The 12248-nt window shown below is 71.0% G+C and carries 12 protein-coding genes; 5 read left to right on the top strand and 7 right to left on the bottom strand.

Annotated features, from left to right (window positions below; translation table 11 throughout):
- Positions 1-4: 4 nt before the first annotated feature.
- Positions 5-613 carry a TetR/AcrR family transcriptional regulator gene (locus G6G98_RS05895; protein ID WP_164233262.1) on the bottom strand — a complete coding sequence of 203 codons (609 nt, stop codon included), beginning with the start codon at positions 611-613 and terminating at the stop codon, positions 5-7.
- Between the two features lie 149 nt (positions 614-762).
- Here G6G98_RS05895 and G6G98_RS05890 point away from each other — a divergent pair, with 149 nt between their 5' ends.
- Genes G6G98_RS05890 through G6G98_RS05870 form a run of 5 tightly spaced genes read left to right on the top strand, consistent with a single transcriptional unit; the run spans position 763 to position 6488 of the window.
- Complete coding sequence (locus G6G98_RS05890) at positions 763-1773, top strand: ABC transporter substrate-binding protein (RefSeq protein ID WP_164233265.1); 1011 nt, start codon at positions 763-765, stop codon at positions 1771-1773.
- Position 1774: 1 nt separating this feature from the next.
- On the top strand, positions 1775-2554 hold the full coding sequence (locus G6G98_RS05885; RefSeq protein WP_164233266.1) for an ABC transporter permease: 780 nt from the start codon (positions 1775-1777) through the stop codon (positions 2552-2554).
- Positions 2554-3390: an ABC transporter permease gene (locus G6G98_RS05880; protein ID WP_164233268.1), complete on the top strand. Its 837-nt coding sequence runs from the start codon at positions 2554-2556 to the stop codon at positions 3388-3390. Before G6G98_RS05885 ends, G6G98_RS05880 begins: the two co-directional genes overlap by 1 nt.
- Positions 3387-4175, top strand: a complete 789-nt coding sequence (locus tag G6G98_RS05875) for an ABC transporter ATP-binding protein (protein ID WP_067349950.1) — start codon at positions 3387-3389, stop codon at positions 4173-4175. Before G6G98_RS05880 ends, G6G98_RS05875 begins: the two co-directional genes overlap by 4 nt.
- Complete coding sequence (locus tag G6G98_RS05870) at positions 4176-6488, top strand: arylsulfatase (protein ID WP_164233270.1); 2313 nt, start codon at positions 4176-4178, stop codon at positions 6486-6488.
- A 49-nt stretch (positions 6489-6537) separates the two neighbouring features.
- Here G6G98_RS05870 and G6G98_RS05865 read toward each other — a convergent pair whose 3' ends face one another.
- The 6 genes from G6G98_RS05865 to G6G98_RS05840 form a co-directional block, all read right to left on the bottom strand.
- The gene (locus G6G98_RS05865; protein ID WP_164233272.1) at positions 6538-7431 is read right to left on the bottom strand and encodes a formylglycine-generating enzyme family protein; all 894 of its coding nucleotides are present in this window, start codon (positions 7429-7431) and stop codon (positions 6538-6540) included.
- A complete protein-coding gene (locus G6G98_RS05860) occupies positions 7431-7781 on the bottom strand; it encodes a DUF202 domain-containing protein (protein ID WP_164233274.1) in 351 nt (116 codons plus the stop codon). The genes G6G98_RS05865 and G6G98_RS05860 overlap by 1 nt, the downstream gene beginning before the upstream one ends.
- The gene (locus G6G98_RS05855; RefSeq protein ID WP_067349961.1) at positions 7778-8134 is read right to left on the bottom strand and encodes a YidH family protein; all 357 of its coding nucleotides are present in this window, start codon (positions 8132-8134) and stop codon (positions 7778-7780) included. Before G6G98_RS05855 ends, G6G98_RS05860 begins: the two co-directional genes overlap by 4 nt.
- Positions 8135-8162: 28 nt before the next feature.
- Entirely contained in the window at positions 8163-9812 is a 1650-nt protein-coding gene (locus G6G98_RS05850) for an amidohydrolase (RefSeq protein ID WP_164233276.1), read from the bottom strand.
- A gap of 2 nt (positions 9813-9814) precedes the next feature.
- The gene (locus G6G98_RS05845) at positions 9815-10651 is read right to left on the bottom strand and encodes a molybdenum cofactor biosynthesis F family protein (protein ID WP_164233278.1); all 837 of its coding nucleotides are present in this window, start codon (positions 10649-10651) and stop codon (positions 9815-9817) included.
- Positions 10652-10716: 65 nt separating this feature from the next.
- Entirely contained in the window at positions 10717-12171 is a 1455-nt protein-coding gene (locus G6G98_RS05840) for an APC family permease (protein ID WP_164233279.1), read from the bottom strand.
- Between the last annotated feature and the right edge of the window lie 77 nt (positions 12172-12248).

Genomic DNA, 12248 nt, shown 5'->3' with positions numbered 1-12248 from the left:
CAGTTCAGCGGGCGGCGGCACTCGGACGGCGGAAGGTCGCGAGCAGCGCCTCGAGACCGTCGTCCAGCCGGCCGTCGCCCGCCGAGTCCGGCATGAGCACGGAGATCATCTGCCAGCCCGCGTTCCGCGAGGCGACCTCGCTGACCGCGGTCTCGATGTCGACGTGGTCGGCGAGCTCCCCGTCTTCGCGCGCTTCGAGGAGGAAGCGGCGGAAGAGGTCGCGCCAGTGCAGGTTGTTGACCCGGTGGATGCGCGTCACCTCGTCATCCTGGGAGGCGTGATCCCAGAAGGCGATGACCACCCGCGCGTACAGGGGGCCGTTCGGGCTGTACGGCAGGATCTCCCGGCAGACGCGCTCCAGCGCGGTCAGGCCGCGGACGCCTTCGATGCCGGCGTGGATGCGGTCGTTCGCCTGGGCGTAGAGCCGGAGGAACGCGGCGGTGAGCAGGCTCTTCTTGTCGGGGAAGTAGCGGGCGATCGCACCGTGCGCGTAGCCGGCCTCGGTGGCGATCTCGCGCATCGTCAGCCGATCGAAGCCGACCCGGATGATGACCTTCACCGCGGCGTCGGCGATGTGATCGCGGCGCTCGTCGTGATCGACGATCTTCGGCATGATGAGTCCCCCTCGTTCCGACCATCATAGGTTTGCACTTTTTAGTCACCGTGTGGTGACTAATGTTATCCCATCGTGATCAATCGAATAAAAGGCAAGAGTACGATCTTTTTAATCACCAACTGGTGACTAACTCGAAGGAGAGTCAGATGAACCTCAACCGACCCACCCGCCGCTTCATCGGCGCCCTGGTCGCAGCGGGGGCGCTCGTCGCCCTCGCCGCCTGCTCGTCGACGCCGTCCGGCGCCCCCGAGCCCGGAGGGGACGGGGAGCTGACCACGCTCAAGGTGGCCACGATCGGACTGACCTCGGACGGCGCGCTCATCACCGGCATCGAACAGGGCTTCTTCGAGGAGGAGGGGCTGGAGATCGAGACCTCGATCGTCGCGAACCCGCCGGCGGGCCTCGCGGCCGCGCAGAGCGGACAGGTCGACATCGCGTACTCGCCGAGCATCCCCCTGCTCAACGCCCTCGCCAGCGGCGTGGCGCTCAAGGTCGTCGGCGCTGCCGACGGCTACATCGACGGTGCCGCGGAATCGGATGATCCGGACGCCCTCGACGACACCGGCCTCTACGCGAGCGCGGCCAGCGGCATCTCCTCGGTCGCCGACCTCGAGGGCGCGACGATCGCGGTCCCCGCACGCAAGGCGCAGCTCGAGGTCGTCATCGCGGAGGCGCTCGAGAAAGAGGGGATCGACGCGGGAGCGGTCGAGTGGGTCGTGCTGGACTTCACCTCCGCGGTCGCCGCGCTCGAGAGCGGCACGGTCGACGCCGCGGGACTGGTGAACCCGTTCACCGCCGAGGCGGACGCGATCGGCGCGGTGCGCCTGTCGTCGCCGTCGGTGCGGTTCTTCGAGGAGGGTGCCACCGGACTCTGGACGGCCGGAGCGGCGACGCTGCAGGGGAAGGCCGACGTCATCGCGGCGTTCCAGCGGGCCATCGCGAAGACGAACGCCTACGCGAACGAGCACCCGGAGGAGGCCATCCAGGCCGGCCTCGACTACACCGGGTCCAAGCTCACCCTCGACCAGGTGAAGGTGCCGTTCTGGCCGCTCGAGGTGAAGCCGGAGGAGCTCGAGAGGGTCGACGAGAAGCTCGTCGCCCTCGGATTCCTCCCCGCCCCGGTCGACCTCGAGGGCGTCATCGTCGCGGCCGAGTGACATGAAGGACTCACGACTGCTTCCCCCGCTCGTCGGAGCGGCCGGCGTCATCGCGGCGCTGGCCCTCTGGGAGTGGACGGCGACCGCGGGGCCGCTCGCCACCTCGCCGCTGCCACCGGCCACGGCCGCGATCGGCGAGGCCCTCCGGCTCCTCGGGACCGGTGCGATGTGGACCGCGCTGGGCGACACGCTCACCATGGCGCTCGGCGGCCTGCTGCTCGCGATCGCCGTCGGCGTCACGATCGGCGTCGCCGTCGGCACCTCGCCGCTGGCGATGCACGCCACGAGGGTGCCGCTCGAGTTCCTCAAGCCCATCCCGCCGATCGTCATCCTGCCCGTCGTGGTGCTGGTCCTCGGGCCCACCTGGGGCATGGGCATCTTCCTGGTGTTCTTCGGGTGCTTCATCGCGATCGCGGTCCAGTCCTCCGCGGGGGTCTTCGACACCGATCCGGTGGCGCGCGCCACCGGCCGCTCCTACGGCATGAGCCGCGCCGAGATCCTCGGCCGGATCGTGCTGCCGAGCGCACTGCCGTACATCGGCACGGCGGTCAGGGTCGCGGCGCCGACCTCGCTCGTCGTCGCCGTGGTGGCCGGCCTCCTCGGCGGCGGCCCGGGACTCGGACAGAGCCTGCTGCTCTCGCAGATCGCCGGGAACCAGCCGCAGCTGTTCGCCTACGTCCTCATCCTCGGCATCCTCGGACTGCTGGTGCAGGGGCTCAGCCAGTGGGGCGAGCGGCGGCTGCTGCACTGGCATCCGCAATACCGGAAGCAGGTCCTCTGATGACGCTCACGTCCTCGATCCAGGTGCGCACCAGGATCGCCCGCCGGCAGAGCAGGGGGTCCGCACCCCGCTGGCTCCTGATCGGCGCGGAGATCGCGGTGCCGGTGATGCTGCTCGGTCTGTGGTGGTTCGCTTCGGCCGGGTCGCTCAACGCCTTCTTCCCGCCGCTGCAGCGCATCGTCGAGCGGCTCTGGCAGCTCGTGCAGACTCCGGCGTTCCTCGTCGACGTGGCGTCGTCGGTCGGCAACCTCGTCGTCTCGTTCCTCCTCGCCACGGTCATCGGGGTGCTGCTCGGCCTCGCCCTCGGGCTGGTCAGGGTGCTGAGCTTGTTCGTCGAGCCGACGATCCACTTCTTCCGCGCCATCCCGCCCGTCGCGCTCGTGCCGATCTTCGTCTCGCTGATCGGCTTCGGCAACGAGACCCGCGTCCTCTCGATCACCCTCGCCGCCGTGTTCCCGATCCTCATCTCGACGATCGACGGCGTCCGCGCGGGCGAGCCCACGCTCGAGATGGTGAGCAGGGTGTACCGGCTCAGCGCGGCGGAGCGGCTGTTCTCTGTGATGCTCCCGGCGGCGAGCCCGCGCATCCTCTCGGGGATGCAGGTGAGCCTGATCACGGCCTTCGTCGTCATGATCGCCAGCGAGATGCTGGGCTCATCGACCGGGCTCGGCGCAGCGACCCTGCTCGCGCAGCAGTCGTTCGCGATCCCGGACATGTGGGCCGGCATCCTCGTCCTCGGCGTCATCGGCTACCTGGCCACGGCGCTCTTCACCCTCTTCCGGCGCCGTGTGCTGCGCTGGTACATCGCCTCCCAGCAGCAGGAGAAGAACTCATGACCTCCACAGATCAGGCCCCCGTCCGGCTCCGCGTCGACGGGCTGGCAAAGTCCTACCAGACCAAGAACGGTCCCGTCCCCGTGATCGCCGACCTCACCTTCGACGTCCACGTGGGGGAGGTGTGCTGCATCGTCGGCCCCTCCGGCATCGGCAAGACGACGCTGCTCAAGTGCCTCACCGGGCTTCAGGGGATCACCGCCGGCAGTGCCGCGATCGACGGACGCCCCATCGACGGGCCGCCGGAGGAGATGGCCCTCGTCTTCCAGGAGTACACGCGGTCTCTGATGCCGTGGCTCACCGTCGAGAAGAACGTCCGCCTCCCGCTCCGGCATCTGCGCCTGCCCGTCGTCGAGCGCGAGGAGCGCATCGCCTCGGCGCTCGCCGCCGTCGGGCTCTCCGGTGCCGAGGCGAAGTTCCCCTGGCAGCTGTCCGGCGGCATGCAGCAGCGCGTCGCGATCGCGCGCGCCATCGCCTACCGCCCTGAGGTTCTCGTGATGGACGAGCCGTTCGCCTCCGTCGACGCGCAGACGCGGTTCGAGCTCGAGGACCTGTGCCTGCGGATCCGCGACCAGTTCGGGATGACGATCGTGATCGTCACGCACGACATCGACGAGGCCGTCTACCTCTCCGACCGGGTCGTCGTCCTCGGGGAGCGGCCGGCGAAGGTCACCGAGATCATCGAGATCGACTTCGGCGGTCCGCGCGACCAGCTCGCCACGCGAGCGCTCCCGGCCTTCGCGGAACTGCGCACCGAGATCTTCGAGCTGATCCGGAAGGCGGGCTAGATGTCGACGGACGACGCACGCGGCTACGGGGCGTTCGGCGGCCGGGCCGAGGAGTTCACCTCGGAATCCGAGCCCTGGTGGCCCGCCCCGGTCCGCGCCGGCGAGAAGGCGCCGAACATCATCGTGATGCTCATCGACGACCTGGGCTTCAGCGACCTCGGCCCCTTCGGCGGAGAGATCGACACGCCACACATCGACGCGCTCGCGGCGGAGGGGTGGACCTTCACGAACTACCGCACGGCGCCGATGTGCTCGCCGGCGAGGGCGGCGCTGCTCACCGGGCTCAACCCGCACCGGGCCGGGTTCGGCTTCGTCGCGCACATCGATCCGGGCTACCCCGGTTTCACCTGCGAGCTCCCGGCGGACGCGCCCACCCTCGCGGAGTCGCTGCGCGCCGGGGGATATGCCACCTTCATGGTGGGCAAGTGGCACCTCACGCTGGAGTCCCGGCTGCACGACGGCGCCGACCGGTCGACGTGGCCGCTGCAGCGCGGATTCGACCGCTACTTCGGCAGCATGGACGGGTTCACCTCGCTGCACCATCCGCACCGGCTCGTGCAGGACAACGCCGTCGTCGACATCCGCGAGTTCCCCGAGGGGTTCTTCCTCACCGACGAGCTCACCGACCGGGCCATCGGCATGATCGACGACCTGCGGGTGAACGACCCGGACAGGCCCTTCTTCCTCTACTACGCGCACACCTCGGTGCACGGGCCGATCCAGGCGAAGGACGCCGACATCGAGAAGTACCGCGGCCGGTACGAGGCCGGGTGGAACGCGCTGCGCGAGGAGCGGTTCGCCCGGCAGCGCGAACGCGGCATCGTCCCCGCGCACGCCGTGCTGCCGGACGACCGGCTCGCCGACGGCGACCGCATCCCCCGCTGGGAGGCGCTCGGCGACGACGAGCGCCGGCTTTTCGCCCGGCACATGGAGGTGTACGCCGCGGCCGTCGACGAGATCGACCAGAGCGTCGGCCGCCTGCTCGAGCGGCTCGAGCGCAGCGGCGAGCGGGAGAACACCATCGTCGTGCTGGCGAGCGACAACGGCGGGACGGCCGAGGGCGGTCCGAGCGGGACGCGGAGCTACTTCGCCCAGTTCGGCACCCACGGCGGGATGCCGGAGGGATGGGTGACCGACGTTCCCCGGGACATCGACGAGATCGGCGGGCCACGCCTTTTCGGGCAGTATCCGACCGGATGGGCGCGGGTGTCGAACACCCCGTTCCGATCGTTCAAGGCGACCACATACGAGGGCGGTGTGCACGCGCCGCTGATCGTCTCCTGGCCCGGCGCGCCGATGGCGGGCGGGCTGCGCGACCAGTTCGTGTTCGTGTCGGATCTCGCCCCGACCCTGCTCGATCTCGCCGGCGTCCCCGCGCTCGCCGAGAGGGGAGGTCGCCCGGCGCAGGAGATGGACGGCGACAGCATCGCCGGGGTGCTCGCCGACCCCGCAGGGCCGGGGCGCGACGTGCAGTACTTCGAATGCGTGGGCAGGCGTGCGCTGGTGGAGGGCGACTGGAAGGTGCTCTCGCCGATCGCCCCGACGAGCGCGGAAGGAGCATCAGGCGGCACCTGGGAGCTCTACGACCTGGCTTCGGACCCGACCGAGACGGAGGACCTCGCGGCCGTGGCTCCGGAGCGGGTGGCGCGGATGGCCGAGCGCTGGCGCACGGAGGCCTGGCGCAACACGGTCTTTCCGCTGGATGACGACGGGTCGCTGTTCCGCCTGCGACCGGACACGGAGGAACCGCTGTCCGACCCGGTGGATCTCGTGCCCTTCCGTCCGCCGCTGGAGCGCTTCCGCTCGGCGAAGCTCACCGTGCTGCGCTCGTTCGCGATCGAAGTGGATCTCGAAGCAGGGGAGGGGACTGCCGGCGTCGTCGTCGCGCACGGCGATCAGGGCGGAGGCTATCTGCTCGCGATCGATGAAGGCGCTCCGCTGCTCGTCTACAACGCCTACGGTGCGATGCACCGCGCCCGAGGCAGGCGTCTGGCCGGGGGAGCGCACCGCATCGTCGTGCGGGTCGACGAGCTGCCGGGACTCCGGTGGCGCCTGACCGTGCTGGTCGACGAGGCGGAGCAGGCGGTCGTCGACGACGTGCCGATGCTGCTCGGCATGGCTCCGTTCACTGGCATCAGCGTCGGATACGACTACGGCGGCCCCGTGGACTGGGAGCTCCACGAGGCGCACCGCTCCTACCCGTTCCGCGGCGGGGCGCTGCGGCGCGTGCGCTATGTGCCCGGTGCGCGGTCGCAGCACGACGCGACAGAGCTGAGGGCCGTCGGGCGCGCCGTGCAGGCGCTCGCCGACTGATCCGGTCCGGCTTGCGCTGCGGTCGGCGCGGCCGGCGCAGGGCCGGCGGTCAGCGCGCGCAGCGGAAGCCGAGATGCGTGGTGGCCGAGTCCTCCGTCTGGGAAGAGCGCGCCGCCGGCCGGTAGCGCATGCAGTACTCCGGCGCGCAGAGGTGCGAGCCGCCCTTCGTCACGCGACGCGCGGGCCCTCCGGCTCCGTCGAGGAGCGTGGCGCGCGCTTCCGGCTGCACGGTGGGTCGCATCCCGTGGCGGGGCGTCCAGGGGTCGGCCGTCCACTCCCAGACGTTGCCGATCATGTCCTTGAGCCCGTAGCCGTTGGCGGCGAAGGAGCCCACCGGGGACGTCCCCGTCCATCCCGCCGCGCCGTCGTTGCGGTACGGGAAGGCGCCCTGCCAGGTGTTGGCCATCAGCTCGCCGGCGGGGCGCAGCTCGTCGCCCCAGGCGTAGCGCGCGCCGACCAGCCCGCCGCGGGCCGCCCACTCCCACTCGGCCTCGGTGGGCAGCCGCTTCCCGGCCCACTCGGCGTAGGCGGCGGCATCCGCGTAGGCGACCTGGACGACCGGGTGGGACATCCGGTCGGCGATGCCGGAACCCGGTCCCTCCGGTGCCCGCCAGGACGCTCCGGGCTGCCAGCGCCACCACTGTCGCCAGTCGCGAAGGTCGACGGGGCCCGGCGTCGTGGTGAAGACGAGGGCGCCGGGTACGAGCGTGGCCGGGTCGGCGCCCGGGAAGTCCGCAGGATCGGGGGCGAGCTCGGCGACGGTGGTGTACCCGGTGTCGGCGACGAAGCGGAGGAAGTCCGCGTTGGTGACCGGATGCTCCTCGAGCTCGAACGCGGCGACCTCGATCTCGACCACCGGCCCTTCCTCCGGGTAGCCGTCGGCCGACCCCATGAGCAGCCGTCCGCCCGGGATGCCGATCATCGCCGCCGCGCCGGCCGTCATCACAGCGCCGACATCGTCGCGAAGAGCAGCGCGAGCACGCCGAATCCCGTCCCGAAGGCGGTCAGCGCGAACAGCAGACGCCCGCCGGGCCGCGAAGCGGCGCCGTCTCCGGCGAGCACCGCGCTCAGCCGCAGCTGGCGGCGGCGCGCGGCGAACCACAGCGCGCACGCCGCGAGCAGGCCGGCGAGGCCGGGGGCGAATCCCCACCCGAGCGCGGCCTCTGGCAGCGCGAGAGGCAGCACCCGCAGCGAGAGCAGCGAGCCGATCGCGATGGCGAGCGCCGTCCTCCGCCAGGCGAGTTCCGTGCGCTCCACCTGCAGGCCGGGGTCGAACGGACCGGGTCCGCTCATCGCCAGAGCACCCCGGCGGTCACGAGCAGCCCGACCGTGACGACGACGACCGCGAGCAGCACCGCCGAGAACGCGCCCGGGAGCGGCCGGGCGAGGCGCAGGGCACGCTCGGCGCGCATCCACTCCCACCAGGCGAGCGGCGCCACGGCGGTGCCCGCGACGATCAGCAGGAGGGATGCGGCGAGCCGGAAGCCTGGCTGCAGGTCGAGCCCCAGCACCTCGAGGGCCACGCCGCCGGCGATCAGCGCCAGGCCCGTGCGCGTCCAGGCGAGGAAGGTGCGCTCGTTGGCCAGGGAGAAGCGCGGATCGGGTTCTTCACCGATCCCGTACACCGAGGCAGGGAACCGTCGCATCGACTCATCGTATCGGGGCACCTCCGCCTCAGCCCGCCGTGTGCACCTCGCGGCCCGCGAACCAGGTCGACAGCACGCGCGTGTGGATGATCCGGTCGGCGGGGCCCGCGACGGCATCGCGATCGAGGACGACGAGGTCGGCGGACTTGCCGACCTCGATCGAGCCGGTCTCGTGTGTGAGTCCCATCGCGGTCGCCGCGTTGATCGTGAACACCTCGAGGGCCTCCTCCGCCGTGATGGCCTGCTCGAGCCACAGCGTCCCCGGTGCGCGGCCGAGCGGGTCGGCGCGGGTGACCAGGCCCTGCATGCCCTCCAGCGGGTTCGGAGAGTCGACGACCGGCCAGTCCGAGCCCCCGGCGACGACACCGCCCGCGTCGAGGATCGAGCGGTTCGGCTGCGAGTGCTCTGCGCGATCGCCGAGCACGGCCGCGAGAGCATCCGGGATGACGCCGGGGTACCAGATGAACGGGGAGATGTCCGCGCTCACGCGGAGATCGACGAGCCGGCGGATGTCGTCGTCCGCGAGGAACTGCCCGTGCGCGATCTGGAAGGGCGTGTCGGTGAACCCCTCGGAGCGGAGGCGTTCGACCACGTCGAGGAGGAGGCGCGCCGAGCCGTCGCCGGTGGCGTGCACCTTGGCGCCCAGACCCCGTTCGGCGACCCGGCGGAGCCAGTCGTAGAGCTCGTCGAAGGACATCGTCGTCGTGCCGTGGAAGTGCGCGCCGTGCACGTCGTCGGGCAGGTACGGGTCGATGAAGAGCGCGGTGCGAGCCGGGGGCACGCCGTCGAGGAAGATCTTCACGAAGTCCGGGCGGTGGTGGGCCGTGCGGAACTCCTCTCCGCGCGCGATCAGGGCATCGCCGATGGTGTCGTAGCCGAAGATCTCGTCGTTGATCGTCAGGCTCGACACGACCCAGGCGTTCAGCTCGCCCGCGTCGTCGAGCGACTTCAGCGCGCCGAGGATGTCCAGCGACGCCGCGGCATCCTGGAACGCCGTCACGCCGAAGCCGTTGAGCAGCTCGACGCCGCGTCGCGACGCCTGCCGGTGCTGTTCGGCGGACAGGCCGCCGTCGCGGGCGTGCGCCTGCGCGACGAGGATGCCTGCGGCCTCGAGGAGCACACCGGTCGGCTCGCCGTCGGCCGGGTCGACCAGGGTCACGCCGTCGTCCGGGATCGCGTCCTTCGAGATCCCGGCGAGCCGCAGCGCCGCGCTGTTCGCCCATCGGTTGTGGTGGCTGTCGTCGGAGAGCATGACCGGGCGTCCCCCGGCGGCCTCGTCCAGGCGCTCGCGCGCCGCGGTCGTGTTCAGCTCGTCCATCAGCGTGCTCGCCCAGGAGCCGCCGGTGATCCAGGAGCCCTCGGGCAGGGACGCCGCGCGCTCGCGGACGAGGTCGAGGATCTCGTCCAGGCCGAGAGACGTCCCGAACGACAGCTCGAACAGCTCGGTCACTCCTGCGATCGCGTGGTGGTTGTGCACGTCGACGAAACCGGGGTAGACGGCGGCACCGCCGAGGTCGCGCACCTCCGTGCGGCGTCCGCGGAGCGCGTCGACCTCGGCGGCCGTGCCGACGGCGAGGATGCGACCATCGGCGACCGCGATCGCCTCCGCGAGCGGATTGGCCCGGTCCGCCGTGCGCACCGTCGCGCCGGTGAGGATGAGGTCGGCGATGGTCGTCATGCTCAGCGCTCCAGTGCCCGCGCCGGGTCGTACTCGACCGGGTGCACGGTGTTCGACAGCAGGCGGCCGTGGGCGCCGAAGGTGAAGTGGGTCGGCGTCGTGCCGCTCTCGTCCCAGCCGAACAGCACGCCGTGCGAGCGGATCGCCTTCTGGTCGCGGTGGTCGGCGATGGTCACCGAGCCGCACGGGATGACCTTCTCGCGCCACGTGAAGACGTAGATGCCGGGGCGCACCTTCCACACCGTGTTCGCGTCGGTGTCGGCGAGCCCCTGCTCGGGGCCGGCGAGGCACTGCCAGGTGTACCAGTGCGGGGAGAGGTAGACGTGCTCGTACGCGTGGATGCTGGAGTACACCCACAGCACCCGGCGGCCGATGAGCTCCTCGGTGGGCGCGGGCGCCTCGCCGCGGGTCTCGATGCCCTCGATGGTCCCGGGGGCGAACACCATCTGCACGGCGGTCTTCCCTGGTTCGGCCTGGCCGAGGATGGAGATGACGGAGAGGGCGTGGCCGCTGGCGAGGTCGAGGATCAGCGTGACCGCCTCGTTCGGCAGGTACCTGTGGTGGAACTGCGCGTAGAACAGGTCCTCGGCGACCTCGATGACCTCGCAGTCGTCGGTGTCCTCTGCGGCGGCGGTGTCGTCGCCGGCACCCGGCTCGTACTTCCAGCTCACCGTGCCAGGGCCGAAGGTGTGCGTGATGCGCGTTCCGCGCTCGTCGACGACGGTGAACGTGCGTCCGTCGAGGGCGTCGCTGAGCTCGGCCTTGCTGGCGTCGAAGCCGGGGGCCAGCCCGTCCAGCGGCAGCCAGGTGGAGGTGTCGGAGAGGTTGACGTCGGTCATGATGGGCGCTCCTTCGCGGTCCGGGATGGGGATCAGGTGTTGTCGGTTTCTGGCGGGCGAGGCGTTCAGCGGCTGCTGAACTGCTCGAGGTCGGCGGTGAGGCCCTGGTACACGGCGGGCTTCGCGCTCTTCAGGTACGCGCCGTACACGATGCCGCCGACCAGGGCGACGACGAGCAGGAGCGGCATCAGCCGGATGGCGAGCTCCTCGGAGCCTGCGACGATGTTGAAGTTCACGATCGCGAGCACGGAGATCGCCGCGATCCCGAGGAAGCCGATGCCGGGCGCGATGAACGTGCTCCACCAGCGCGGGTCCTGCGCACGGCGGAAGTGCACGACGATCGAGATCGCTGCGAGCCCCTGCAGGATCAGCACGCTGAGCGTCCCGAAGCCGAGCATCGCGGGCACGAGCGTGAGGATCGGGTCTGCTCCGGCGATCGCGAAGATCACGGCGACGACGGCTGCGAACGACGCCTGCACGATGCCGGCGACCTGCGGGGCGCCGTTGGCGCGCGTGCGGGCGAGGGCCTGCGGGAGGATGCGCGCGCGACCGAGCGAGTACAGGTAGCGGGTCGCGGAGTTGTGGAACGCGAGCATCGCGGCGAACAGGCTCACCAGCAGCAGGATCATCATGACCGTGGTCAGCGGGCCGCCGAGGTACTGCTGGGCCAGGGAGAAGATGAGGTCGCCCGTGGGCAGGTGCTCGAGGGCGGTGGCCTGAGCCTGGGCGACGCCGGTCGCGCTGACGACCGCCCAGCTGGTGACGCCGAGGATGACGCCGATCGCGATGATCGAGGTGTACGTGGCGCGCGGGATCGTGCGCAGCGGCTGCTTCGCCTCTTCGCTGAACAGCGCCGTCGCCTCGAATCCGAGGAAGCCGGTCGCGGCGAGCAGCATGCCGATCGGAAGCGAGCCGGAGAACACCTGCTCGGCGCTGAAGGCGGTGACGTCGTAGCCGGTCTGCACGAGCACGGAGATGTCGAACACGACGAGCATGAGAACCTCGAGCACGAGGCAGATGCCGAGCACCTTGGAGCTGAAGTCGACGCCCACCCGGGCGAGCACGAAGCAGACTGCGATCGACAGCAGGCCCCAGGCGAGCCAGTGCAGGTCGAAGCCGGTGAGGTCGCGGATGATCAACTGCATGAAGAAGCCGCTGGTGCCGATGGTGCCGACGACGAAGAAGTTGTAGCCGATGGTGGCGATGAGGCCCGCGATGAGCCCGCCCGTGCGGCCGAGGCCCTTGACGACGAAGGCGTAGAACCCGCCGGCGTTGACGAGCTGCTTCGACATCTGCGCGTAGCCGACGGCGAAGAGCAGCAGGATCCCGGCGACGAGGAAGAAGGCCGTCGGCGTGCCGCCGCCGTTGCCGAGGGCGATGGCCAGCGAGGCCACCACGACGATCCCGGTCAGCGGGGCGACGGCGGCGAGGACGAGGAAGACGATGCCGGCGACGCCGAGGGCGCCGGGCCGGAGGGAGGTGTGCGTCTGCGTCGCGGACGCGGCGATCGGGTCAGCCACGACGGCTCCTTTGCTCGGTGACGGCCGCGGCACGCGCGGCGTCGGCGAGGGGGATCGCCGATAGAGCGAGTCTGCTC

This window comes from Microbacterium hydrocarbonoxydans (genome assembly GCF_011752045.1).
GTDB lineage: Bacteria > Actinomycetota > Actinomycetes > Actinomycetales > Microbacteriaceae > Microbacterium.
The sequence above is the reverse complement of the archived record's forward strand: the minus strand, read 5'-3'. Positions and strand labels throughout refer to the sequence as shown.